Below are 26,556 nucleotides of genomic sequence, written 5' to 3' on the forward strand. Positions count from 1 at the left end.
GATTGTGCTTTTTGGGCTTCTTCGATGCGTAAGTCAATGGTGACAACTAACTTGGAAAACGCCGCCATCGAAGAAGCTCACGAGTTAGTCACCGTGGCGGACGATGGCGTGACGAGGCGGGTGTGTCACTCCCAAATCGAGGTGTTCTATGTGGAACTTGTGAACGTTCTTTCGCTGCGGCGGTTGGCTCAGCCAAATCCGCAAGGATCGGGCAATCCGGGCGGCCATCGCCATGGCAATTTTCGGCTAGCTGCTCGAGCGTTTGCACCATAGCTTGTAGTTCAACGATCTTCGCCTTCAGTCCGTCGGCATGGGAGAGCGCCAACGCCTTAACGTCGGCGCTCGCGCGATCTCGGTTGCACCACAAGACCAGGAGTTCCGAGATTTGTTCGACAGAAAAGCCAAGGTCGCGTGCGCGACGGATGAAGCGAAAGCTTTGCGCGTCTGCCGAGCTGTAATTTCGGTAGCCAGCATCAGAACGATTCGCTTTGGGTATCAAGCCAATCTGTTCGTAGTAGCGAATCATCTTCGCCGAGATGCCGGACAACTTGGCTGCTTGACCAATATTCATCATTCTCTCCTTCTAGTAAATTAATCAAATACGCTCAAAAACTGAGGTTTACCTACGCACAGATATTTCTCTGGGCGTAAAGAACACGTCGGCATACAGGTATTCAGATCGCATTCATGTTGTCTATATTCCATCTGAAGATTGCTCAGAGCTAATGTGGTGATCAAATGCATATAGTCCCGCCACACCTCAGGTGTGACGACTCTTGAGTGGCAAAGAGATGTTCTCGGGCGTCGCTATAATCGTCCTTGAGGTGATCCAAGGGCGTATTTGGTGAAAACATGTTGTGTTACTCCTTCAACAATATTCGTCTACCAAGCGTGACTTTTGCGCTACCACCCCAAAAGCCAATGACTTGGTGTGGGTTTAAACCATCATCGGAGCCCTGAAACGCTTGAGTCGGAGCGCGTTGCCGAGCACAAATATACTGGAAAGTGCCATTGCGGCCGCTGCGAAAATTGGCGAAAGCAAGGTGCCATTCAACGGGTAGAGCGCACCCGCCGCAACCGGTATCAACACGGCGTTGTAGGCGAAGGCCCAGAAAAGGTTCTGCTTAATGTTACGGATCGTGGCCTGACTAAGCGCGATCGCATTCGTCACGCCACGCAAGTCGCCCGACATTAGCACCACGTCAGCAGCTTCTATCGCTACATCGGTTCCCGTGCCGATGGCGAGCCCAACATCAGCTTCGGCGAGTGCTGGCGCGTCGTTGATACCGTCTCCCACGAAGGCGACTCGCGCGCCATTGTTCCGGAACTTCTTCAGCGCCTCGACTTTACCATCGGGGAGAACCTCGGCTAAGACTTCATCGATGCCAAGCTGCTCGGCAATCGCCGCAGCGGTCGCCGCATTGTCGCCAGTGATCATCGCTACTTTCAGTCCGAGCGCGTGCAGCGCCTTGATTGCTTCAGGCGTTGTATCTTTGATTGGATCTGCGACTGCAATCACCGCTGCCAAGCGGCCGTCGATCGCGGCATAAAGTGGGCTCTTGCCTTGCTCGCCAAGACGCAGGGCGGTGGACTGCAAGCTCGACACATCCAGACCGAGCTGCGTCATAAACCGATCCGCACCGACGGCGACGGTACGACCTGCGACCTTGGCCGACACGCCGAAGCCCGGTGTTGCGTCGAAGCTCTCGATAGGTGCAAAGGTGAGGTTCAACTGCTTTGCGGCTGTGACGATCGATTCGGCAATCGGGTGCTCGGAGCGGGTCTCGACGGCCGCAACAAGAGCAAGAACTTCGTTGTATTCAAATCCTTCGGCAGGCACGAGATCGGTCAGCTCGGGGCGTCCTTTGGTCAGCGTGCCGGTTTTGTCGAGCGCGATAACGCTCACATCGCGCAACGCCTGCAAAGCTTCGCCCTTACGAAAGAGTACGCCGAGCTCGGCCGCACGGCCGGTGCCAACCATGATTGAGGTCGGCGTGGCCAGTCCCATAGCGCACGGACAAGCGATAATAAGAACCGCGACCGCATTAACTAGCGCAAAGGTCAGCGCTGGGGACGGGCCGAAGATTAGCCAGACGAGGAAGGTCAGCGTGGCAGCTGCCATCACCGCTGGGACGAACCACATGGTCACTTTGTCGACCAGCGCCTGGATCGGCAGCTTTGACCCCTGCGCTTGCTCGACCAGACGAATGATCTGCGCGAGAACAGTATTCGTGCCGACCTTGGTGACGCAAAAACTGAAAGCGCCCGTCTTGTTGATAGTGCCACCGACAACTTCGGTTCCCACCCCTTTAGATACGGGCACCGGCTCACCGGTGATCATGCTCTCGTCAACATAAGAGGCACCTTCGACGACTTCGCCGTCGACCGGAATCTTCTCGCCCGGACGAACGAGCACTATGTCACCAGTCATCACCTGATCGAGCGGTATTTCGAACGTTTCGCCGTTGCGCTGGACGCGTGCGGTCTTAGCCTGAAGTCCGACGAGCCGCTTGATCGCTTGCGAGGTTCGCCCCTTGGCGCGCGCCTCCAGCATGCGTCCGAGCAGGATCAAGGTAACGATGACCGCAGCAGCTTCAAAATAGACGTTGGCAGTGCCTTGCGGCAGCGCTTCAGGGGCAAAGGTTGCGACGATCGAATAGCCATAAGCCGCCGCGGTGCCGACCGAGACCAGTGAGTTCATGTCAGGAGCACCGCGCAGCAACGCCGGTACCCCTTTTAGGAAGAAGCGCAGACCAGGACCGAACAGGACCAGGGTGGCGAGCACGAACTGCACATACCAGTTGGTCTGTTGCCCCAGAACCCCCATCACCCAATGATGCATGGCGGGAATAAGGTGAGAGCCCATCTCAAGGATGAATACGGGCAAGGTGAGGATGGCTGCAGTGATGAAAGAACGTCGCAGTGCCCGCGCCTCGCTCTCACGACGCTCAGTGTCCTGATCGCTAGCATTCGCCGTTTCGGCGGACAAGCGACGGGACTTGTAACCCGCCTGTTCGACAGCGGCTTCAAGATCTGCCGTGGAGACGCTCCCTGCAAAATGGCGCACCCTCGCGCGCTCGGTCGCCAGATTTACAGTGGCTTCGAGCACGCCCGGAATTTTTACGAGCGCTTTCTCTACCCGGCCCACACACGATGCACAGGTCATGTCCTCGATCGCCAACTCGATGGTCTCTTCGCGAATGGTGTAGCCAGCGCTCTGAATGGCGTGGACAGCCGCCTGCGGATTGGCTACGCCGGTGAAAGTCATGTCGGCGCGTTCGGTGGCGAGATTGACCACGGCCGTCTGCACTCCGGGGACCGCTTTCAACGCTCGCTCGACACGGCCGACACATGATGCACACGTCATGCCTTCGACAGGCAGGCTCAGACGAGTGCCTGCGGACACGGATTGATTGGCGTTTTGTGGCAAGGAAACAGAAGCCATTGAACTACTCCTTAAATGTTGAGTTAAAAAAAGCTTAATGCTTCCAACCATGGGAAGGTCAAGTCCTATGTGTGATTTATTTCACGACGCGTCCGTTCGAAATGCCGTCGGCGCCACTGCAGTCCTGAGCCGCCTGCGCGCAGATCTCCCAGCCGCCACCCAGCGCCTTGTAGATGCTGACAACGGCAAGCTGTTGGTGGGTGCGAGCGATTGCCAGCGCACGCCGGCTTGCAAAGTCGGACCGTTCGGCTTCGAGCACATCAAGGTAGATGCCTTCACCTGCTGAGAACCGCACACGGGCAAGACGAGCCGCCTCGCGATTTGCGGCTGACTCAAGCAGACGCAGCTCAAGCGTGCTACCCGCGGCGCCATAGGCTTTGAAGGCATCCTCGGTTTCCTGCAGTGCGCGCAACACGGTCTGGTCGTAGACGATCAACGCCTCTTGGGTACGTGCCTCGCTGGCGGCGATGCGGGCACGCACGCGCCCAGTATCGAAAAGAGACCAGCGAATGACCGGGCCGAGGAAGCTGGACAGCACTCCAGAGCCATTTACTTCATCGAGACTTCCAGCAACAAGCCCGATTGAACCATGCACTTGGATCTCGGGGTAGAAACCAGCCGTCTCGACCCCAATCCGAGCGGTCGCCGCAGCGAGAGTCCGTTCAGCCGCCGCAATATCAGCACGCCGTGAAAGGAGTGCAGCAGGATCGCCCACGGCGATTATTCGAACAGCAAGCGCTTCACGCACAGGCGTTACAGCGGGTGGTCTAAACGTCAGGGGCGTTTCGCCAAGAAGGATGGCCAGTGCATTGCTGGAGGCCGCACGGCGGCGCTCCAATTCGGGCACGGCCACCTCGACATGGTGCAACAAGGCCTCGGCACGGAGCTGGTCGAATTCGCTGGCAGAACCGGCGTGCACGAGACGTTCGACCAGGCTCAGGCTTTCGCGCTGGCTTTGGCTGATGTCGGCGGCTACAGCTAGTTCGGCCCCGATACCGCGTAGCTCGAACCAAGTGGCAGCCACCGCAGCAGCGACCCCCGCCTGCACACCACGCAGCAGAGCCTCGCGGGAACCTGCTTGCGCCTGAGCGGCCTCCACCGATCGCCGCACACGGCCAAAAAGATCGATTTCCCAGGAAGCGTCTACCGCGCCGCGATAGGTTTCTATCTGACGCGACTGACTATGGGGCGTCTCGACCTCACTCCGGCGACGGTTCTCATAACCAAGCTCAGCGCCACCGCTCGGCAGGAAGCCCTGACGGCTCTCACCCAACATGGCCTTTGCCTCTTCGAGCCGAACGACAGCGATACCTATGTCATGGTTCGCCGCGAGCGCCTGCTGGATCATGATGTTCAGAGCTGGATCGTCGAAGGTGCCCCACCACTTCACCTCAACGGTCCCTGTTCCAAGACCGGCGGGAGGCTCACTGAAATTGGTCGGAAACTGCGATGAAGGTAGTGAGTAGTTTGGGCCCACCGCCGCGCATCCAGTCAAGATGAGCGCACTCAGGGGTAACAGAACTGCTTGGTAGGGGCTTCTCATGACATGCTCTCCTCAATGTGCGGCTTAGCACTTGAACTGTGCCGCTCGAAGCGAGCCTCCAAGCCACGTATCACTACATAAAAAACCGGCGTCAGGAATAATCCGAACAATGTCACGCCGAGCATACCTGCGAAGACCGCAATCCCCATAGCCTGGCGCATTTCGGCCCCAGCACCGCTTGCCAATATCAACGGTACGACGCCAGCAATAAATGCCAATGAGGTCATCACGATAGGCCGCAACCGCAATCGACAAGCCTCAACGACCGCCTCCAGCGCACTTGTTCCTGCAGCTTCGAGGCTGCGTGCAAACTCGACGATCAAAATTGCGTTTTTGGCCGCCAAACCGACGAGCACGATAAGCCCAATCTGAACAAAGACGTTGTTGTCACCCCCAGCCAGCCAGACACCGGTAATCGCGCTCAAAAGACACATCGGCACGATCAGCAGAACCGCCAGAGGCAGCAGCCAGCTGTTGTATTGCGCGGCGAGGATGAGATAAGCGAGCAGCACGCACAATGGGAAAATGAACAGCGCAGAATCGCCAGCCAGTTTTTGCTGGTAGGTAAGATCAGTCCATTCGAAGCTCATGCCTTCAGGCAAAACCTCCTTGGCTAATCGTTCCATGACCGCAACAGCCTGCCCCGAGCTGACGCCAGCCATCGCACCGCCCGAGATGTCGGCCGTAGGGTAACCGTTGTAGTGCATCACGCGGTCTGGGCCGGCACTTGGCGTCACAGTGACAAAGGAGGACAACGGCAGCATATCTCCGGCCGCGTTGCGCACCTGCAGGCGGCCGATAGATTCGGCTTGCATGCGGTGGTCTGCATCGGCTTGGGCCGTCACCTTATAAGTTCGACCGAAGCGGTTGAAGTCGTTGATATATAGAGAGCCGAGATAGACCTGAAGCGACTCAAACACATCCGCCAGACGAACCCCCTGGCTCATGACCTGAGTGCGATCGATGGTGACATCTAACTGCGGCGCATTGATGTCAAGACTGGTCATAAGCCCAGCCACCTCACCTGACTCGGTAGCTTTTGTCATCAGGATCTGGGTCTGCTGCACCAGAGCTGCGAGCCCGGCACCGCTGCGGTCCTCGACCTGCATCTTAAATCCGCCCGTCGCGCCAAGGCCAGGCACCGGTGGTGGCGGGAACACGCCGAGGAAACCATCGGGGATGCTGGCAAATTGGGCTTGCAAGCGCCCCGCAATCGCCATCGCGCTGAGATCGGGTGTCGTGCGATCTTTAAACGGGTCGAGCATGATGAATATGACCGCGGCATTTGGCACGTTGACGAAACCATTGATAGAAAGGCCGGGAAACGCAACGACGCTTTCGACACCTGATTCGGTCAGCGCGATCTTCGACATCTGTTTGACGACTGCGTCGGTGCGGTCCAGTGACGAGGCGTTTGGCAGCTGGGCGATTGCGACAAGATAATATTTGTCCTGCATGGGCACGAAGCCGGGCGGGACGGCCTTGAATCCGAAGAAGGTCAATGCAAGGAGTCCGGCGTAAACCAGAAGCGCCACGCCGCTAATCCGCACCACTTTGCGCACCGTGTTGCCATAAGCGTCAGGTGCATGCTGGAACGGCTGGCCTAGTGTCCGAAACAACTGTTCGGCGCGGCCACGCAAACTGCGCGGAACTCGCACTATTGCCGCCTGGCGCGGGCGCAACAAGAGTCCTGCGAGTGCAGGGCTGAGCGTGAGTGAATTAACTGCTGACAGAATGGTTGAAATCGCAATCGTGAGCGCAAACTGTCGATAGAACTCACCCTGCAAGCCGCTTAGAAAAGCGGTCGGAATGAAAACGGCGGCGAGGACCGAGGTGATCGTGATAATAGGACCGGTGACTTCGTCCATGGCAAGCCGTGCGGCCTGAATGGGTTCCTCACCATTTTCGATGTGACGTTCGACATTCTCGACCACTACGATCGCGTCATCGACGACGATCCCGATTGAAAGCACCAGGCCAAACAACGACAACGTGTTCAGTGAGAAGCCCATCAGATGCATGACGGCAAAGGTGCCGATCAGCGACACCGGCACCGCTATAAGGGGTATGAGCGAAGCACGCCAGTTGCGCAGGAACAGCACCACCACGATAACGACAAGAAGAATCGCCTCCAACAAGGTGGTTACCACCGACTCCAGCGAGGCACGGACAAAGACCGTCGGGTCATACGCGATGCGCGAGCTGAGTCCTTCCGGAAAGTTGCCTTCAAGCCGCTGCATGGTTGTACGCACCGCCTGCGCAACGTCGAGTGCGTTGGCGCCCGGACTCTGGATGATTTGCAGCGCGACGGCAGGTTCACCGTCAAGCAGGCTGCGCAATGCGTAGGTATCGGCCCCCATCTCAATGCGGGCAACATCGCGCAAGCGCGTCACCTGGCCGTCGCCGCCCGTACGAATGATGATGTCGCCGAACTGCTCCTCATCGGTTAACCGCCCGAGCGTGTTCACTGTCACTTGGAACGCGGCACTGGAATTGGGAGCCTGACCGACGGAGCCAGCCGCCACCTGTACGTTCTGCTCGCGCACAGCGGCAATCACATCCCCCGCTGTCAGCCCTCGTGCGGCGATTAGGCTCGGATCGAGCCAGAGCCGCATACTATATTCACCAGCTCCCCAAACCAGAACGTCGCTGATTCCCGGGATACGGGACAGATCATCGCGCACCTGGAGGTAAGCGTAGTTCGAAATATAGAGAGGGTCGTAGCGTTTGTCTGGCGATAACAGGTGAACCACCATCAGGATGTCCGGCGAAGTCTTCTGCGTGACGACGCCTTGGCGCTGCACCTCCTCCGGCAAACGCGGCAGCGCTCGGGAGACTCGGTTTTGCACCTGGATCTGTGCCATATCGGCATTCGTCCCTTGCGCAAACGTGACGGTCAGGATCATTCGGCCGTCAGTGGCTGATTGTGACGACATGTATAGCATGCCCTCGACCCCGGTGATCGCCTGCTCGAGTGGCGCGGCTACCGTTTCAGCAATCACCTTGGGATTGGCGCCCGGGTAGGAAGCGGTCACCTGAACCGTCGGCGGCGTCACGGTCGGATACTCGCTGAGCGGCAATTGGAAGAAAGCAACGATGCCAGCGAGCACCATCAAAATTGAAAGGACGATGGCAACAATCGGGCGATCAATGAAAAAACGTGGGAATGTCATTGTACGGCTCCCGAGGTTTGTGACACCGCAATAAGTGTACCGTCAATCGCAGCGGACTGTGGCGTGACCTGCATGCCCGGGCCTACCAGCCCCTTGACGACAATGTGCTCGCCGGGCTGTAGACCTTGTTCGATCACGCGCAACCCCTCGACCACCGGACCCAGCTCGACGGGCCGGTATTCCGTCTTGTCGTCTTTGCCGACAACGAGCACATAGTGGCTACCTTGATCGGTACCAATCGAATGATCGGAAACCAGAACCCTAGCTTGCGGCGCCCCGGTTTCTAGTTTGACCTTGGCAAAAAGACCGGGCGTCAAATGCCCATCGGGGTTGTTGACAACGGCGCGGATACGCACTGTTCCCGTCCCACGATCGCTGGTGTTGGAGAGGAAGTCGACACGGCCTGGCCTCGAATACGTCTTGTCGGTGAGCAGTGCCACCATGACCTTTTCCGCCTGTGGACCATGCGTGGTAGTGTGGTCTCGGCCTGCGGCGAGCGATCGCAAATAAGTGCGTTCGTCTACATCGAAATAGACGTGGATGGGATCGATAGAAACAATAGTCGTGAGTGGCGTCTCGCCGCTGAAGACGTAGTTGCCTTCTGTAACGAGGGCTTGGCCGACACGTCCACTGATCGGCGCCGTGACACGTGCGAAACTCAGATCCAATTGTGCGGCATCCACCGCTGCCTTTGCGGCGTCGACCTGTGCTTTGCTTGCATTCATAGAGGCGGTTGCGATGTCGAAGCGATCACGAGCAACGATCTTTTGGGCAAATAGCTGTTCGGCTCGTGCATATTCCGTTTGGGCAAGTATCGATGCCGCTTCAGCCTGGCGCAGGTGCGCCGTCGCGGCGTTCAGCGCGGCTTGGAACACCCGAGGATCAATGAGAAAGAGCTCGCTGCCCTTTTCGACGAAGCGTCCCTCGGGCAGGCTTACGTTCTGAATATAGCCAGCAACCCTCGGGCGCAGCTCAACCCGCTTGACCGCGGTCAGCGAACCTGTGAGTTCGACAAATGGCGTCACCGGACGAACGATCACTTCGGCCACCGGAACGCTTGGTGGCTTTGCGGGACTGACAGAGGGCATCGCCTCCTTGCATCCTGCGATAGCGAGTGCAACGCTTAGCGCCACAGTGGTTATGGTTATGCGTTTGACCTTCATCATTTTTTCCTTTCTCGATAGCAGTCGACAGTTAGTTTTGCTGAGCCGAGGTAGCTCCTACTGTATTTATCCGGCTTACTACGCTTAGAAGGTCAAGTGTTTTTTTTTGATTAGTAAGGGGGGCCTTGCGAGACGCAGCGAAGTCTAACTCTGATGACGAAAAATCATGCTCAAAGTCATTATCAGCGACGAAAATCGCCAAGTGTTAAGGCATGCACATAGAAGAAAACTTCCTCGACAAAAAAGCCAGACATACGGCCTTGGCTGCTACGACCACTGCACTTACAAATGAGAGCGATTGGAAGTGTTATTACTGCTGGCAGCTTTAGCCTACTGGTTGCATTCATGTTAGGGCTGACAGCAGAAATGGCCTGATTGCAGTTCCAAGCAAACAGCATTAAACACTGGCGAGTTTTACCGTTCGACTACTTGGGTATGAGGAATGTAAGCTCGCAAACTTAGAGCTTAGAACTAAGCAGATACAGGCTGAAATAAGGAAATGATGTTCTGGCCTTAAGTGTCAGACTGAGCAGTAATCAAAATAAAGAAGAGCTGATACTATGATTAAATTCGTGGTGATTACTCAGGTGTTTGATCAGGGCTAGCGCATGAGTGCCATTGCCTTAATTGCATTAGATTTACTTCTGTCTGTGAGCGTTCAGTGTACTGTTCAACCCATATTAGACAATTTTCATTGAGAATTTTTGAACTCTACAGGTGACAGATCACCATTAGCAGAATGACGTCACTCCAAGTTCTAATATTTCATTTAAACAGTCACATCTAGCTTAAAAAACTCCCTTGTTGGTTGAGCAATGTTAAAAATCCAATAGTGTAAAGCTACCAAAGAAACGCTAAACGAAGGCATTATCCCAACACACACCTACCCATACTGCCTCAAAATTAAGTGCTGAAATAAAATTAGACCGGAGCAGGTGCAGTGGTATAGAGAGTCTGACTATTATATTGGCGGTGATATTACATTTTTGGAAAAAATTCAATTACTCTGTCCTTAAATTATATCCATTTATAACTCGTTATGGGCGGATAAGCAGCACCTCTGTTACTAGGTGCTGCTCTCCTAAGAACCGTACATGCAACTTTCACTGCACACAGCTCAAGCCTCCACTAAGGTGCACTGTCAATTGGCGGTATTTTGCGACTTGCTGCTTCTATCTACACTGCAACAGGTTGACTCAGGTTTGGCCGGATATCCAATTTCCTCCAGAGCGTCGAGTATTTCGTCTTGCGATTGGCTGCTTTGTACATTGATACTACGGCTGGAGAGATCTGCTGTTACGACTGCATCGGCGTCCAGTTCCTTTATTGCACGATTGATCAAGCCAAAGCAGTGGTTGCAGGTCATATCGGTAATTTTTAACGTTAACATCGTAAATCTCCTTTGCTAGGTGGGCAGCTAAAATTCTGCACCTTGCTACAGGGAGAAGGTCAAGGCTTATTTTCTGTGATGTTACCCAGTACCAGTTGTGCCCAAATGGCACAATGTGAGCAGGGGTCGCCAGTGCTGCAATCTGATAGCTACTCAGTACTTGCTGGAAAAAGGCGGTCACACTGGTGGAAAACGTGCGTAAGAATATGAAAGAGAAGGCGATGTTGTTGTGGGATAGAGCGATGCTGTCGAGACTTTTCATCATAGAAACCATCAACGACCAGTTAAAAAATATCTCTCAAATAGAGCTCTCCAGACACCGCAGCGTGCATGGTTTTATGCTGAATATGATTGCGGGACTCATCGCCTATCAATTAAAAGACAATAAGCCACAACTGAACCTCACTAACGGGGAGTTTAATGCTATTGCAGTTATGGATCGTTAAACTGATCTCAGGTTAAGTATCTATCTCAAGCGTATCATCATGCGAACAAGCGAGGTAAAGGGTTGAACGACCTAACCCACGCTTCACGGCACAAAACATAAAAACAAGAAACAACAAAGCCACGACTCGCGTGGCTTTGCTTATTTAAGACGATACCGTCTTTACACTTCGATACGTTCCAATTTAAAACGGAATATCGTCATCCCAGCCATCATCCAAATCTGGAGTGAAGTTTTGCTGTGGTTGCGGCGCTGGACGCTGTGCCGGTGCTGCAGGCGCTTGATAAGCTGGCGCTGGCGCTGGCGCGGCTTGTGGCTTAGGCGCATAACCACCTTGTTGTGGTTGTTGAGCCTGTGGCTGACCATAACCTTGCTGCTGGGCAGGTGCTGGCGGAGCATATTGTTGCTGAGCTGGCGCTTGGTAAGCAGGTGCAGCTTGAGGCGCTGGCGCATATTGATTTTGCGCAGGCGCGGCTTGTTGTGGTGCAGATTGATAACCTGCGTTTTGTGGCATGCCGCCGCCCATTGGCGCGCCTTGTGCTTGTCCACCTTGACCACGGCTACCTAGCATTTGCATGCTACCGCTTTGGTCGATAACCACTTCAGTGCTGTAACGGTCTTGACCACTTTGGTCTTTCCACTTACGAGTTTGCAGTTTACCTTCAAGGTAAACCTGTGAACCTTTACGCAGGTATTCACCGGTAATTTCAGCTAATTTGCCGAACAGAACCACACGGTGCCATTCAGTACGCTCTTGCTGTTGACCCTGTTGGTCTTTCCACGATTCGCTAGTCGCTACTGTGATGTTTGCGACTGCATTACCGTTTGGCATATAACGCACTTCTGGATCTTGTCCCAAATTGCCAACCAAAATTACCTTGTTAACACCACGACTGGCCATTGAAATCTCCTGCGATTCTTTAAATAATCTATTAATTCAGTATGTTGTTTATCTTTATTGCCATAGAGGAAAATCAGCTTCCCCAAATACCACACGGCAGACCAGATATTATTGAGCAGAGCCTAACACAGCTCGTGCTTCTCTTAAATCGAAATGCTCGTCTACCTTGAGATAAGCTACTTTCTCGTCCAGCACGACTATGGCTTCAACAACGCCCATTAATTGGGATAACTGGGTTGCCATATCGCGCGCTTGCGCCTTGTCTTTCACTTCAGCTTCTAAGGTGTAACTCTTTAACAACACAGGATTTTGCATGCCTAATGTCAGGAATAACCAAATAGACATTAAGATCACGGCAACAACAAATACCCCGACTGCGCCCACGAGCTGGAAAGCACCGCCACCGAGCATACCACCACAAAAAGCCCCTAAAAACTGGCTAGTTGAATACACGCCCATGGCCGAACCTTTTTCGCCGACGGGGCAAAATTTGGCAATCAAACTAGGCAGTGAGGCTTCTAAATAGTTAAACCCAGTAAAGAAGAGCACCACGGCAAAACTCAATACCCAAAGATTGCTCGCAAATGCGGCCATCGCCAGCAATGCCACTATCATTATCACGAGGGCAATTTGGAACATCGCCTTAGTATTTTTGCGCTTAACCCCTATGATGATTAACGGCACCATCAAAATAAATGCGCCCACAAAAGCGGGGAAATACAGCATCCAATGTTTTTCTTTCACTAGACCCGCATCCACCAGATCCAGCGGCAGTGCCACAAATACTGCGGTGAGCACTAAATGCAGGATAAAAATCCCAGCGTTAAGCCTAAATAATTGCGGCTCGAGGAACATACGTTTGAGCTTAGCGGGCGTAGCTAGAGTGTCTCCCTTCGGAGCCTGAGTGATGGGATTAGGCACTAAAAACTGGATCAACAGCATACCGACAATAGCCAATACCGCCGTTAACCAAAACAATCCAGTCAACCCAAGATGTTGCGCAACGATAGGTCCCATTAGCAAAGACAGGGCAAAAGATAACCCGATACACATGCCAATAATCGCCATCACCTTAGTGCGCTGCTCGTCGCGGGTTAAATCCGCGGCAAGCGCCAGCACGGCAGCGGCAATCGCGCCCATACCCTGTACAGCTCGACCAAAGACAACGCCATAAATCGTATCTGCGTTAGCAGCTATAACACTACCAATAGCAAACAATACTAAGCCACCGAGAATAATCGGCTTACGACCATATTTGTCAGATAAAATCCCCATGGGGATTTGCAGCACGGCTTGAGTCAGGCCATAGGCGCCGATAGCAATACCCACCCACAGAGGCGAAAAGCCTTCGAGATGCTGACCATAAAGTGCAAAGACGGGCATGATCATAAACAAGCCCATCATACGCAAACCAAATACACTGGCTAAAGAAAACGCGACTTTTTTCTCAGTACCCGAAAGTCCGTTGTTACCCATGATTTTGCCCTGGATTGAAGTCTTTTAAGGGGCGCATGTTACCACACCCAAAAGGATTTGCTCAAAAGGAAATAGTGGCCTAAACCACTGACTATACACTTAGCTTTTATCCCGTTTATCACGGACCTATATTGACTGTGTCTGAGTTAACATCTTTATTTTTAACGCTCATGCACAGGGGTATGAGTCTAACATAGTGTTCACAATTGTCCTGTGAGTCAGTGCGCAACAACAGTATTAATCTTAGTTAATCCATTCCATCCACAACATCCCGCAAAGCAGGTCGACTTAAAGCCAGTGCCAGCCCTAGGATTGGTGCAGATCACAGAATCAACTAAACTCAGCGGCGGAACTGTGCGATACTTGTGCTCATTTTTTTAAGCATATGGCATTAGAGCGATAGATGGATAAGATTGAAATACGCGGCGCACGCACCCACAATCTCAAGAATATCAACCTGACTATCCCAAGGGATAAACTGATTGTCATCACGGGCTTATCGGGATCTGGCAAATCCTCCCTCGCTTTCGATACTTTATATGCCGAGGGCCAGCGACGTTATGTCGAGTCCCTATCTGCCTATGCTCGCCAATTTTTGAGTTTAATGGAAAAGCCCGATGTGGACCATATCGAAGGCTTAAGCCCGGCGATATCCATAGAGCAAAAATCCACCTCCCATAATCCACGTTCAACCGTGGGCACGATTACCGAAATTTATGATTACCTGCGCTTGATGTTTGCACGCGTGGGTGAGCCGCGTTGTCCGACACACAATCAACCCTTGGCGGCACAAACCGTCAGCCAGATGGTCGATAAAGTGTTGGAAATGCCCCAAGACAGCCGCTTGATGCTGCTTGCACCTGTGGTCAACGCCCGTAAGGGTGAACACGTTAAATTGCTCGAAGGTCTATCAGCGCAGGGTTATATCCGCGCGCGTATCGACGGTGAAGTGTGTGACTTAACCGATCCGCCAACCTTAGACTTACACGTTAAACACACGATTGAAGTGGTCGTCGACCGTTTTAAAGTGCGTGACGATATCAAGCAACGCTTAGCGGAATCCTTCGAAACTGCGCTGGAACTCTCCGGCGGCATCGCGACCGTTGCCAGCATGGAAGACGACACGGGTACTGGTAAAGCAAAAGGCGAAGAACTGATCTTCTCGGCCAACTTTGCCTGCCCGCACTGCGGTTATTCGATGGCGGAATTAGAGCCAAGGATCTTCTCCTTTAACAATCCAGCCGGCGCGTGCCAAACCTGTGATGGTTTAGGGGTACAACAATTTTTCGATCCTGAGCGTGTGATCACCAATACCGAGCTTTCACTGGCGGGCGGTGCGATTCGCGGCTGGGATAGACGCAACTTCTACTATTTCCAAATGCTTAGCTCACTCGCCGAACACTATAAGTTCGATGTCGAAGTGCCCTACGAGCAGCTTAGCGAAAAAGTCCGCAAAATCGTACTTTACGGCTCAGGTAAAGAAAGTATTGCCTTTAAATACATTAATGACCGCGGTGATGTGGTGGTGCGTAATCACCCCTTCGAAGGCATTCTAAACAACATGGACAGGCGCTATCGCGAAACCGAAAGCAACTCGGTACGTGACGAATTAGCCAAGTTTATCAATACCCAAGCTTGTCAAAGCTGTGGTGGCTCGCGCTTACGCGAAGAAGCCCGTAACGTGTTTTTAGGTGATATCAACCTGCCACAACTCACCACTTGGTCGATTGGAGAAGCCTTGGACTACTTCGAGAAAGTCGAATTTAGCGGCCAAAAGGCGCAGATCGCCGAGAAGATTTTAAAGGAAATCCGCGATCGTTTAGGTTTCCTCGTCAACGTGGGTCTCAATTATTTGAGCCTATCGCGCTCAGCAGAAACCCTCTCCGGCGGTGAAGCCCAACGTATTCGACTCGCCAGCCAAATCGGTGCAGGGCTCGTCGGCGTGATGTATGTGCTCGACGAACCTTCAATCGGCCTGCATCAAAGGGATAACGAACGTCTGCTGCAAACCCTGATCCACCTGCGGGATTTGGGCAACACTGTGATTGTGGTTGAGCATGACGAAGATGCGATTCGTATGGCGGATCACGTGATCGATATCGGCCCTGGCGCTGGCGTACACGGCGGCGAAGTGATTTGTGACGGTCCAATTGAGAAGATCATCGCCTGTGAAGAATCGGTCACCGGCCAATATATTTCCGGTAAGCGCAGCATTCATATCGATACGCCGCGCATTCCATTCGACAAAACTCAAGTGATTGAGCTATTTGGCGCTCGCGGTAACAACTTGCGTAATGTGGATTTAACCATTCCCATTGGCCTCTTCACTTGTGTGACGGGCGTATCGGGTTCGGGTAAATCGACCTTAATCAACGATACTTTCTTCAAAATCGCCCATAGAATGCTCAACGGGGCGACGGTGGATGAGCCATCACCCTATGATCGTATCGAAGGGATGGAACTGTGCGACAAAGTGGTCGATATCGACCAAAGCCCAATTGGTCGCACTCCGCGCTCGAATCCGGCCACTTATACCGGCATCTTCACCCCAATTCGCGAGATTTTTGCCGGAACCCAAGAGTCACGTACTCGCGGTTATCAGGTCGGCCGTTTCTCCTTTAACGTTAAAGGTGGCCGCTGTGAGGCTTGCCAAGGCGATGGCTTGATCAAGGTAGAAATGCACTTCCTACCCGATGTGTATGTGCCCTGTGATTCCTGTAAAGGTAAGCGCTATAACCGCGAAACCTTAGAAGTACGCTATAAAGGCAAGAATATTCACGAAGTACTGCAGATGACAGTGGAAGATGCGCGTCAGTTCTTCGATGCCGTACCTGCCATTGCCCGTAAGCTACAAACCTTGATGGATGTAGGTTTGTCCTATGTGCGTCTCGGCCAAAGTGCGACCACACTTTCGGGCGGTGAAGCCCAAAGGGTGAAACTTGCCAAAGAGCTGTCTAAGCGTGACACGGGCCAAACCTTGTATATCTTGGATGAACCGACCACGGGCTTGCATTTTGCCGATATTCAATTGCTGCTCGACGTGTTGCATCGTCTCAAATCCCACGGCAACACGATTGTGGTGATTGAGCATAATCTGGATGTGATCAAAACCGCAGACTGGATTATCGACTTAGGCCCAGAAGGTGGCGGTGGTGGCGGTATGATTTTAGCCACAGGCACGCCGGAAGAAGTCGCCGAGCATCCAACCTCCCACACGGCACGCTTCTTAAAGCCACTGCTAAAACGGGATATCGAGCTGGCAAAGGCCAATAAAGCTAAGGCTTAACATTCGGTTCATGCCGCGGTCTGAATAATAAAAGCGCAGTCGCCCTAAGCACTGCGCTTTTTTTCGCTCAGCAATCCAATATGCTTAAGCTATCGCATACATATAGATCTCATTGAATTAGAATCGGATTTAGGCAAAGATGATATTCATCTTCTGGCGAAGGCTTCAGCGATAAGGAATGTCCATGCGTGATAGCACTCAGTCCCCAGTGACTCACCTTATGTTACCGAGGCAATATCAATCACTTTTAAATAAAAACCTAAGTGACATAAATCTAAGCGCATCGACTCTATTCAACCACAATCGCATCGGTCAGTTGCTCACCAAGTTCAAGATCACGCACCTTATAAGACATCAATCCCAAAGACTTGGCTTATTTGCACTGGCCTGCGTTGTTGCTACTACCCTCACTGGCTGCGCTAACTCAACCGAAACCTGTGCACGCACTGAGCTAAAACTCACTTGGGCCGAACCCACAGAGTTACAAGCGACAGTCACAGTATTAAGTTCGGATGAATTTGAAGGCCGCAAAACCCAAACCCAAGGTGCGGCAAAAAGTCGTGACTATATAAAGCAGCAATTTCAGGGGCTAGGTTTACAGCCTTGGGGTGCGGACTTTATCGTGCCCTTTGAATATCAAACCTTCTTCACCCAAGAAACTGGTGCCAACGTGGTCGCCACCGCGATGGCGGCAGAACCGACGAATCGATGGCGCATTATCGTCGCCCACTATGATCACTTAGGCATGAGCGGCAGTAAGATTTACCACGGCGCCGATGATAACGCCTCGGGCGTCGCTGCTATGCTCGCCATTGCCAAACATTGGCAACAGCAATTTGCCCTACAACCCAATACCTTGCCTAAGGTAAACCTGATGTTTGTGGCAACCGATGCCGAAGAACCCGGTCTCTATGGCAGTATCGCCTTGGTAGAGCAACTCAAAACCCGCCTGCCAGAGGCGACATTTGAATTAATGATTAACCTCGACATGGTGAGTCACCCCGGCAGGCCCTATGCAATTTACCTCGAAGGCAGTCGAAACTTCACTCAGTTCAATCAATTTAAACCCCTACTGAATCAGCAGAACCGACTTTGCATTAAACTCACTCACCCTAAACCCGTTGGTCGAAGCATACAAAGTACCGATTGGCTGCGGGCGTCGGATCATTACCCCTTCCACAAAGCGAATATCCCTTGGCTGTATTTGGGTGTGCCGACCCATCCCCAATATCACACACCAGAGGATACCGTCGCGACAATCGACATCACTTTTCTTGCGGCAGTGACAGAGTCAGCATTCGAGTTACTTCAATTAAATGTTGAATATTTAAAGAATTAATGGGAAGTGGCGCGTTTCTTGCTCAGTTTTAGCGAAAAAAATGCAGAAAACAGGTTAAATAGCGTGACTCTGATTGGTAAAGTGGCCGCCATGCTGCTATAATCCGTCGTTCGCGGGAAATCGACACGGGGTTGATTTTCTGTCTGTGAAACTTTAGCGCCATTTCGCGCGCGCATCCACAAGGCTACAACCCAATGTCATCCGATGAAAGAACTTTCCGTGAACTCGGCCTATCCGAGAATTTGTTGCGTGCTCTTGACGAGCTAGGTTATGAAAAACCAACGCCAATCCAATCAGCCAGTATCGATCCACTTATGGCTGGCAAAGATATTTTAGGTCAAGCGCAAACAGGTACAGGTAAAACTGGCGCCTTCGCGTTACCACTATTAAACAAAGTTACCAGCCAAACGACACCGCAAATTTTAGTATTAGCACCAACACGTGAATTAGCCGTGCAGGTTGCTGAAGCGTTCAGTAGCTATGCCAAATTTATGAAGAATTTCCACGTTCTTCCAATTTACGGCGGCCAAAGCATGCAACAACAGTTGAATGCCCTGAAACGCGGCCCACAAGTTATCGTTGGTACGCCTGGTCGTGTTATGGACCATATGCGTCGCGGCACCTTGAAACTCGACTCATTACAAGCTTTAGTGCTCGATGAAGCCGATGAAATGTTAAAAATGGGCTTCATCGATGATATCGAATGGATCCTTGAGCACACGCCAAGCGAACGCCAACTGGCGCTATTCTCTGCCACTATGCCAGAGCAAATTAAGCGTGTTGCTAACCAGCACTTACGTAATCCTGTACATGTTCGTATCGAATCAAGCCAAACTACGGTTGAGTCAATCGAACAGCGTTTCGTACAAGTATCACAACACAACAAACTTGAAGCCTTAGTACGTGTATTAGAAGTTGAAAACACTGAAGGTGTAATCATATTCGTGCGTACTCGTAACTCATGTGTTGAGTTAGCTGAAAAGTTAGAAGCCCGCGGTTATGCTTCATCACCACTACACGGTGACATGAACCAGCAAGCCCGTGAGCGTGCAGTTGACCAACTGAAACGTGGCAAGTTAGACATTCTGATCGCGACTGACGTTGCGGCCCGTGGTCTTGACGTTGAGCGTATCGGTCACGTTGTGAACTACGATATTCCGTATGATGCCGAAGCTTATGTACACCGTATTGGCCGTACAGGCCGTGCTGGCCGTACTGGTATGGCGATCCTGTTTGTAACGAGCCGTGAAATGCGCATGCTGCGCACTATCGAACGTTCAACGAACAGCCGCATTTCACCAATGAAAATCCCAAGCCCAGAGACTGTTGCAGAACGTCGTCTGTCTCGCTTAGGTGAGCAATTGGCTGAAACAATCAACGGCGATTTAGATTTCATGAAAGAAGCTGTTGCTCAATTATGCCAACAGTTAGAAGTCGATACCGATCTGCTAGCCGCTGCATTATTACAGCAAGTTCAGCAAGAACGTCCTTTGCAATTGCCAGCCATTCAAGAACGTGTTCGTGATGAACGCAGTGAGCGCACTGAACGTAGCGACCGCGGAAGTGATCGTAATGACCGTGGTGGTGAGCGTGGTGAACGTGGTGGTGAGCGTGGTGGTGAGCGTGGTGAACGCAGAAGTCGCGAACCGCGTCCAATGCCAGCAAGCTTAGGCTCAGCTGAAGCGTTGAAAGACAACCCAGATTTGAAAATGTGCCGTTACGTGATCGACGTAGGTCGTGAGAATGGTGTAGGTGTGGGTAACATCGTTGGCGCTATCGCGAACGAAGCTAACATCGACAGCCGTTACATTGGCGCAATCCAACTTTATGATGCAGTGACCACTGTTGACCTGCCAGACGGCATGCCAAAAGACGTGTTACAGCACCTACGTAAAGTACGTGTTTGTGGCAAGCCATTGAACATCCGCGAAGCTGGCGATCAAGTATTTGTTGATTCAGGCCGCAGCGCTCGTTCAGACCGTCCTGCCGGTGACCGTAAACCACGTGGCGATCGTCCAACAGGTGACCGCCCAGCGGGTGATCGTAAGCTTCGCGCTGCGTCTACGGGTGATAAGCCATTTGCTGACCGCAAACCACGTGCAGACAAACCTGCCGGTGAGCGTAAGCCACGTAAACCACGTGAAGACTAATCTAGCTTAAGCTAGAGACTAAAAAAGGAGCCTAGGCTCCTTTTTTGTTGGCTTAACATCGCACTAGCTCAAAGCACACTGGCCAGTTGATATTTCAAGCTGATATAGTCAGTGCAAGAACGCCTAGCTTAAGGATATAAAATGGATTTTTTAGCACTGATCACTTCCCCATTGACCTCGGCACTGCCTGAACTCGCTAAGTCATGCCACAAAGATAAAACGTTATTAATCATGGTACTTGTCGGTTGCACTCTGTTTGCGGGCTTTATTGGAATGTTAGTCGCAATGGCAAATTAACTTGCAGTTAAGCCAACATGTCTATTAGTGTCGACTTAGTCTTTAGCAACGCATCTAGTGTATTTCGATGAAAAAAGCCTTTAACGCCGGCCTGTTATCCGCCTTTGTCGCCCCCGGCAGCGGCCATTTTTACCTAAAACATAAACGCTCGGCACTGGTATTTTTTAGCTTAGCGGTCGTGAGTCTTGTACTGTTGCTATCGCAAATCTATCAAGTGGCGCAAGTCATCGCCTTAGATATTCAAAACGGCATCTTACCGCTAGATATCGGCGTAATTTCTGCCGAAATCACCCAACAAACCCAGACCACAATTGCCAATGCCAATGAACTGCTCTACGGCTTTATCCTCTGCTGGTTAGTGGCATTACTCGACAGTATTCGGCTTGGGCTTAAGCAAGATAAGCTGGATACACAAAGTAACCGCTAAATACCTTCTGACTCTTAGCGAGGCCGTAGCGACAAAAGCGATTTTGATATTGACCTAACATTTTTAATCAATTGAAAAATTGGATATTAACCTTTAGCTACCATGAAAATAACACCATAAACAGTCAAGATGGATGACGATATGTTAACTGAGCAACAACACAATTTTATCCTAAGTGAAGTGTCACAACCCGTGATTACCATTGCCCGTGAGGTTAATTTTGCCGAGCGCTATGCCTCCATGTTAGCGCGCTTTCCTAAGCTCCCTGGCGATTTTAATCCTAAGGTGCCGACGGAGCGTCAACAAATATTGGTTGCCCAGTTCCCTTACCCGATCCGCTTTTACAAAAGTGAGGGGGGATATTACATGCTAAATGCGAAAAAATTCGCATACCCGCATATGACACTTATGATGGAGATGCGGCAGTGGGTAGTTTTTAACTTTGACTTGTGGCGTGAAGATAAGCGCATCGGTGGCGGCTCCTATCAACAGATTGCCGTTGCAGAGCGGTTAGCGCGAGGTGAAGAGATTGACTGGGATAACGACTGGCGTACACAACGCCAGCCATGGTGCTATAACGAAGATCAATTACAGACGGTGCTAACCGAAAGTTTTGCACTATTTGATGACCTTTGTAAGCAATTACCTAAGTAGTCACAGGAGTTAATTGAGATATATGCGGCTAAACAGGTTAACCGCATAGGAATAAATTATTTAGGCCATGCTTTAATCAGGCTGTGGTAGCAAGAGACCAGTAAATCAGCCGCTTGGGCATAGTCGGGAATAGTTTCAGGGCAATAGAGGGCACAGTGACTACCCGCATTGCGCGCAGTTTGCAGATCAAACAGATAATCGCCCACATACAAGATCTCTGCGGGCGCGAGTTGCCACTGCTGGCAAATAAGATGAATACCTTCGGGATGCGGTTTAGGCTGCGCATCATAGCGCGTTAATACCAGTGCGATATCTATGCCGAGTTTATCGATAGTGATTTGCGCCGCTTCTGGCATATTGCGAGTCAAAATAGCCAAGGGCAGTGACTTGGCCCGTAGGCATTCGATAAGCTCCCTCGCGCCATCAACCCAACTGGCCTTGAGTGAACTTTGTCTTTCGTACTCATGGACAATGTCTAACGCTTGAGCACGTGCTTCATCAGTACTAAGACTCTTGACATGGGCCAAGATATCTGTACCAGAATGAATCCCCAACTCCCGCCGCAGCCCTGCAAAATCAGGATTAGAATGCGCTAAGGTGCCGTCGAGATCGAAGATGACGCCACGGATATCCTGAAGTTTTAATTCGCTGAGTCTAGTGATCACTGGCCTTTCCCATAGATAAAATGTATGCGTTAGACAGCCTGCAAACGCTTCGCCTGACGATTACGGTACATAGGCAGCAATTGCACCACCATCACAGAGACAATAATCACGCCAATCCCCAGCAGAGATAAACCATCTAATTCATCAGCGCGGAATACTTCTGGCCACCAGCCAAGGCTCACCACTAACGCCGTGGCACTAAAGCTAAATACTGGCGTTAGGGCCAACATGGCACTGACCTGCGCCGTCGGCCAATACTTCATCGACTGGCCAAAACAGCCATAGGCGATCAAGGTATTGGCGGCGCAAAACAGTGCTATCTGCCAATCGAAGCTGTCCATACGGACAAACTGACTAAAGTCGCTAAAGGGAGCCATTACGAAAATACCTAAGCCATAGATCACTAAGAGCACGTTCGCGGGCGACAAACGATTCAGTAAGGATTTTTGCAATAAGGCATAGCTAGTCCACGACAGTGCTGAGAACTGGATGATCATCACCCCAATCCAAACCTGATGATTATTAGCCCCAGAAAAATTTAAATTAGGATGGAAAAACATCAACATACCTAAAGCTAAGGTTGCAAAACAGCTGAGTTGCACCGCATTAAGCCGTTCCTTAAAAAACAACACACCACCAAACGCGAGGAAAAAGGGCGAAGTCTGGAAATTCAGTTGGGCGGCGCCCGGGGCGAGGTAATCGAGTGAATAAACAAAAGACACATAATTGAGCATCAAGAAGATGCCAGCAAGCACTAACCTTAACCAAACTTTGGCATCGAGTGCTGCAAATTGCTTAAGACTACCTGCACTCCATTGGATCACTATGCTGACTAAAAGCGCGACCAGAAAACGAAACCAAGTAAGAGTCACAGGATCGATAAAGGCCGCAGAGAGCTTTAATGCTATAGGTAACATGCCCCAAAATAAAACCGCAACTGAGATGAACAGGAGCCCAAGCTGAGCATGATTATTTGCCTGAGGGGCGTTATGGCTAAGATTCACGGAGGAGTCCAGTAGAAACCGCAAAATGGACAGCCATTCTGGCACTGAGCCAACACAATATCTAGCGGATCAGCATGGAAACATTCGCGTTAGCTTGGATACTTTAGCTGACACTTATGTGAGGCAAGTTTCAACATCTTACGATAATTGGAATATTGGCCGCACTCTTGATTCAACTGCAGCAGATTTACCCCGAAAGCCAACATTGGCATTTCCCGCGTTGCCAATAACCGAGTATATTTGGCCCATAAAAATGGCTTCTGCCACACTCTCTCTAGGCCACTTCTTTTTAAGCTAACGCTTTAAATAGGAAAGTTAATGTTATCTACCGCCACGATCGAACAAGTTAAAACACATATTAATACCGCAGCCAAAGAATTAGCCGAGCGCCGCGCAGCAGGCACGAGCGGCGATTTACTGATCCCAGAACTAAGGCCAACCAGCTTCGAACAGGCCTTCGCTATTCAACAAGCCGTAGCAGAAATATTTAAGGCAAGCGATAACAATCCTATCGCGGCGTGGAAATGCCTATTACCCACGGCGGAAAAAACCGTCGTAGCGCCTATTTATCAAGATGATGTGTATCAACAATCGACCACTTGCCCACTCTATCCATCGACTAAAGGCCTCGCCCGAGTCGAACCCGAACTCGCCTTCGAGATTGCTCGCGATTTACCGCCAAGAAGCACGCCTTACACAGAGGTTGAAATCGACGAGGCCTTAGGCCACACACGCTTAGCCTTGGAATTGATCAAAAGCCGCTACCACACACCCAGTGAAGCGACGCATTTTGATGCCCTCGCCGATGGCTTAGTCAATCAAGGACTGTGGTTAGGGCCTGTGCTTAATCCGCAAGAAGGTTTAGAAATGAGTCATTTTGAACTCAGCGTTGATATTGCCAATGACGAGCACCAGCAAAGCGACACACTGCAAAAATCCGCCATTCATCCTAACGGTTTCCCTAAGGCGGGACTCTACTGGTTAGTTAACTTTTTATCCGCCCAAGGCATTGGCTTAACTCAAGGGCAATATGTGATCACAGGCTCTTACGCTGGCGTCCTTGATCTGCCATTGGCACAGGTCTGCAAATTTGAATACGGCGCGCTTGGACAGTTCGCCGTGACTTTCACTACTAAGTGATTGCGACTTATAAAGCGACAAGGCACTGATAAATAAGCGAACTCAGTTTCAGCTGGGCTCGCTTATTTTCAATCTCAGTTCTCAGTTCTCAGTGCTCAGTTATCTGCATTCACCACAAGCACCATTAACAAAAGCCAAACTAACTTGCCTCAAAATGTACACCTATGTATCATCTAAATTCATCAATAATAAGGATATATAGAATGTCACACGGAAAAATGCTGCCAATTGCCTGTCTTCTTGCCCTCACTTTAGGCACTTCTCTTAGCGTGCATGCCTCAGAAAATAGCTTTGCCAAAGCCTATAGTGACTATCAAGCCGCCGTAGAAAAAGGCGATGCTGCAAATATTGAAGCGAGCGCAAAAACCGCTTATCAACTCGGAGAAGCTCAATATGCCAAAGACAGCGTCGACTTAGCTAACCTGGCCATGAACTGGGCCGCGGCGATAGAAAAGCAAGTCGCCCCTTACCCATTTACAGAAAAGAATCTGCCAAAAACGGCGAAGGCAAATGAGTTGTATCAGCTCGCTCTTGCAAACTATAAAGTTCATTATGGCAAAGAAGCGCTTGAGCTTATCGACCCCTTACTAGGTGCTGCACAAACCGCCGTTGAAGCCAAAGATGCGAAAAATGATTTGCTTACTGCTATCGCAATTGCTGAAAAATCCGATAAAAAGAAACTGCTCGCCGATGTAAAAATGGCCGCCTTCAACCGCTTATCAAATACAGAGCTATACACCAAAAGCGTAAGAAGCTATGCCTTCGATGCCTATGATATTTATAAAGAGATTTTACCAGAGAACGCCATAGACAGAGTCAAGGCAACCTATGTGGTGGGTGCCGTTGAGTATGCAGAAAAGCATGATGACAAGGCGATTCCATTGCTTTTAGAAGTCGTTAAGCAGTTTGAAGCCCTTAACTTTAGCCATCCCTATGCCTTAAGTGCCCACGCTTATTTAGTAGAACTCTATGAGCGCCAAGGAAAGCGTGACGAGTCCACCGCCCACTGTATTGCTATCGGCAAAATGCGTCCTTGGGCCGACGCACAGGAACAACAACCTATTTTCCGTACCACACCAGACTATCCAATGTCCTATGCGCAGCGAGGTAAAAGTGGCTGGGTTCAGCTTAAATTTACTGTCGATGAACATGGCTTCGTCAAAAATCCTGAAATTTTAGCTTCTAAGGGTGGTGCTCTCTTTGAGAAAGAAACGCTAAAAATGATAGATAAATGGCGTTACGCACCCAAGTTTGAAAATGGTATAGCCGTTGAGGCACAAACCACTGTGCAACTGGATTACACAATCGGTCGATAACTCATTACTTCACCTCATGCCCTAGCCCATCGCTCACACTCGATGGGCTTTTTTCATCCTGCTCTGCAAGCTGCCCCAGACTTAACCCCTGCTTAAGTTGGATTAAACAAGCTTGGCAAATACACGCATCGGCAGACGGTAAAATATGGTTGATGACCCCTAGCGGCGAATCTGATGCTTGCGCTTGCAAGGCGGCCAAAGGTGGAAATGTTTGCAGAGCGCACCAACAATCCTCAATACCCTTACCTAAAATCACAGCACATTGATTCGCGCCTTGGCACAAAGGGCAAATTTGTGCAGTTTCTAACTTAGGTTCTTCCAATGGCTGAGACACGGTAATCCTTATAGCAAGATAAGTTGTTATAACGCGGAGATCATAATAGATTTTTGCAACTCAAACTGAGTTGTTTCCCACCAAAGCAAAGCTGCTGAGTTATGCAGCATTAATTGCCATTGTTTTCCCAGTGACACGCCTGCTTATGATTTAAAAAGAAGTGTTAATAATGTCCTAGGCATTATAGTGATATTCTCTATGCCACTATCGGTCAGATACAATAAAGTATCCTTTCTGATTTGCTAAAAGATTAAGTACTTGTATTCCAGTGACACGCCATAAACTCATCCCTGAGGGCTCGTCGGCGGCATCCTTGCCGCCAACGGTCACTTCCATGCAAGTACTTAATCTCGTTAATTCCCGAGTATACCTGTCACTAAATTTAACTATGGATGTTTCAATAAAGTT

At 50.9% G+C, this 26,556-nt stretch carries 19 protein-coding genes and 2 pseudogenes; 9 read left to right on the plus strand and 12 right to left on the minus strand.

All coding sequences use genetic code 11. The annotated features are described in order from the left end of the window. Positions 1-88 precede the first annotated feature (88 nt). From cueR to HQQ92_RS17105, 7 genes and pseudogenes are all read right to left on the minus strand, one after another. Entirely contained in the window at positions 89-574 is a 486-nt protein-coding gene (cueR, locus tag HQQ92_RS17075) for a Cu(I)-responsive transcriptional regulator (RefSeq protein ID WP_317630086.1), read from the minus strand. Between the two features lie 363 nt (positions 575-937). Continuing rightward, positions 938-3,445, minus strand: a complete 2,508-nt coding sequence (locus HQQ92_RS17080; RefSeq protein WP_173247038.1) for a heavy metal translocating P-type ATPase — start codon at positions 3,443-3,445, stop codon at positions 938-940. A gap of 76 nt (positions 3,446-3,521) precedes the next feature. Further along, positions 3,522-4,988 carry an efflux transporter outer membrane subunit gene (locus HQQ92_RS17085; protein ID WP_173247041.1) on the minus strand — a complete coding sequence of 489 codons (1,467 nt, stop codon included), beginning with the start codon at positions 4,986-4,988 and terminating at the stop codon, positions 3,522-3,524. After that, positions 4,985-8,161, minus strand: coding sequence for an efflux RND transporter permease subunit (locus HQQ92_RS17090; protein WP_173247044.1), 3,177 nt, complete (start codon positions 8,159-8,161; stop codon positions 4,985-4,987). The genes HQQ92_RS17085 and HQQ92_RS17090 overlap by 4 nt, the downstream gene beginning before the upstream one ends. Then, a complete protein-coding gene (locus HQQ92_RS17095) occupies positions 8,158-9,327 on the minus strand; it encodes an efflux RND transporter periplasmic adaptor subunit (RefSeq protein WP_302051424.1) in 1,170 nt (389 codons plus the stop codon). Before HQQ92_RS17095 ends, HQQ92_RS17090 begins: the two co-directional genes overlap by 4 nt. A 688-nt stretch (positions 9,328-10,015) precedes the next feature. Continuing rightward, a pseudogene (locus HQQ92_RS17100) lies at positions 10,016-10,211 on the minus strand (IS3 family transposase); the annotation flags it as partial. A 254-nt stretch (positions 10,212-10,465) separates the two neighbouring features. Then, complete coding sequence (locus tag HQQ92_RS17105; RefSeq protein WP_173247046.1) at positions 10,466-10,714, minus strand: heavy-metal-associated domain-containing protein; 249 nt, start codon at positions 10,712-10,714, stop codon at positions 10,466-10,468. A gap of 170 nt (positions 10,715-10,884) precedes the next feature. On the opposite strand from HQQ92_RS17105, the pseudogene HQQ92_RS17110 reads away from it, so the two are divergent. Next, positions 10,885-11,160: pseudogene (locus HQQ92_RS17110) on the plus strand (transposase); the annotation flags it as partial. A gap of 183 nt (positions 11,161-11,343) precedes the next feature. On the opposite strand, the gene ssb reads toward HQQ92_RS17110, so the two are convergent. Together ssb and HQQ92_RS17120 are read right to left on the minus strand one after the other, a co-directional pair. Next, a complete protein-coding gene (gene ssb, locus HQQ92_RS17115) occupies positions 11,344-12,060 on the minus strand; it encodes a single-stranded DNA-binding protein (protein ID WP_173247049.1) in 717 nt (238 codons plus the stop codon). Between the two features lie 108 nt (positions 12,061-12,168). After that, positions 12,169-13,536 carry an MFS transporter gene (locus HQQ92_RS17120; RefSeq protein ID WP_168825599.1) on the minus strand — a complete coding sequence of 456 codons (1,368 nt, stop codon included), beginning with the start codon at positions 13,534-13,536 and terminating at the stop codon, positions 12,169-12,171. A 403-nt stretch (positions 13,537-13,939) separates the two neighbouring features. On the opposite strand from HQQ92_RS17120, the gene uvrA reads away from it, so the two are divergent. The 6 genes from uvrA (at position 13,940) to HQQ92_RS17150 (ending at position 21,689) form a co-directional block, all read left to right on the plus strand. Then, on the plus strand, positions 13,940-16,822 hold the full coding sequence (uvrA, locus tag HQQ92_RS17125; RefSeq protein ID WP_131524377.1) for an excinuclease ABC subunit UvrA: 2,883 nt from the start codon (positions 13,940-13,942) through the stop codon (positions 16,820-16,822). Between the two features lie 184 nt (positions 16,823-17,006). After that, entirely contained in the window at positions 17,007-18,161 is a 1,155-nt protein-coding gene (locus tag HQQ92_RS17130) for a M20/M25/M40 family metallo-hydrolase (RefSeq protein WP_173247052.1), read from the plus strand. A 194-nt stretch (positions 18,162-18,355) separates the two neighbouring features. Further along, positions 18,356-20,311 carry a DEAD/DEAH box helicase gene (locus HQQ92_RS17135; RefSeq protein WP_173247069.1) on the plus strand — a complete coding sequence of 652 codons (1,956 nt, stop codon included), beginning with the start codon at positions 18,356-18,358 and terminating at the stop codon, positions 20,309-20,311. Positions 20,312-20,452: 141 nt separating this feature from the next. Then, positions 20,453-20,608, plus strand: coding sequence for a hypothetical protein (locus HQQ92_RS17140; RefSeq protein WP_173247071.1), 156 nt, complete (start codon positions 20,453-20,455; stop codon positions 20,606-20,608). Between the two features lie 67 nt (positions 20,609-20,675). Beyond that, the gene (locus tag HQQ92_RS17145) at positions 20,676-21,035 is read left to right on the plus strand and encodes a hypothetical protein (protein ID WP_168825605.1); all 360 of its coding nucleotides are present in this window, start codon (positions 20,676-20,678) and stop codon (positions 21,033-21,035) included. A 141-nt stretch (positions 21,036-21,176) separates the two neighbouring features. Next, positions 21,177-21,689 carry a hypothetical protein gene (locus HQQ92_RS17150; RefSeq protein ID WP_173247073.1) on the plus strand — a complete coding sequence of 171 codons (513 nt, stop codon included), beginning with the start codon at positions 21,177-21,179 and terminating at the stop codon, positions 21,687-21,689. A gap of 56 nt (positions 21,690-21,745) precedes the next feature. On the opposite strand, the gene HQQ92_RS17155 is transcribed toward HQQ92_RS17150, so the two are convergent. Both HQQ92_RS17155 and HQQ92_RS17160 read right to left on the minus strand, forming a co-directional pair. Next, the gene (locus HQQ92_RS17155) at positions 21,746-22,354 is read right to left on the minus strand and encodes an HAD family hydrolase (protein WP_173247075.1); all 609 of its coding nucleotides are present in this window, start codon (positions 22,352-22,354) and stop codon (positions 21,746-21,748) included. Positions 22,355-22,383: 29 nt separating this feature from the next. Further along, a complete protein-coding gene (locus HQQ92_RS17160) occupies positions 22,384-23,358 on the minus strand; it encodes a DMT family transporter (protein WP_113940039.1) in 975 nt (324 codons plus the stop codon). 318 nt (positions 23,359-23,676) lie between these two features. On the opposite strand from HQQ92_RS17160, the gene HQQ92_RS17165 reads away from it, so the two are divergent. Together HQQ92_RS17165 and HQQ92_RS17170 are read left to right on the plus strand one after the other, a co-directional pair. Beyond that, positions 23,677-24,498 carry a hydratase gene (locus HQQ92_RS17165; protein ID WP_173247077.1) on the plus strand — a complete coding sequence of 274 codons (822 nt, stop codon included), beginning with the start codon at positions 23,677-23,679 and terminating at the stop codon, positions 24,496-24,498. 203 nt (positions 24,499-24,701) lie between these two features. Continuing rightward, complete coding sequence (locus HQQ92_RS17170; protein WP_173247079.1) at positions 24,702-25,814, plus strand: energy transducer TonB; 1,113 nt, start codon at positions 24,702-24,704, stop codon at positions 25,812-25,814. Between the two features lie 4 nt (positions 25,815-25,818). On the opposite strand, the gene HQQ92_RS17175 is transcribed toward HQQ92_RS17170, so the two are convergent. Then, positions 25,819-26,148 carry a cysteine-rich CWC family protein gene (locus HQQ92_RS17175; protein WP_173247081.1) on the minus strand — a complete coding sequence of 110 codons (330 nt, stop codon included), beginning with the start codon at positions 26,146-26,148 and terminating at the stop codon, positions 25,819-25,821. Positions 26,149-26,556 lie beyond the last annotated feature (408 nt).

It is taken from the genome of Shewanella sp. DC2-4, from assembly GCF_013248875.1.
GTDB lineage: Bacteria > Pseudomonadota > Gammaproteobacteria > Enterobacterales > Shewanellaceae > Shewanella > Shewanella oncorhynchi.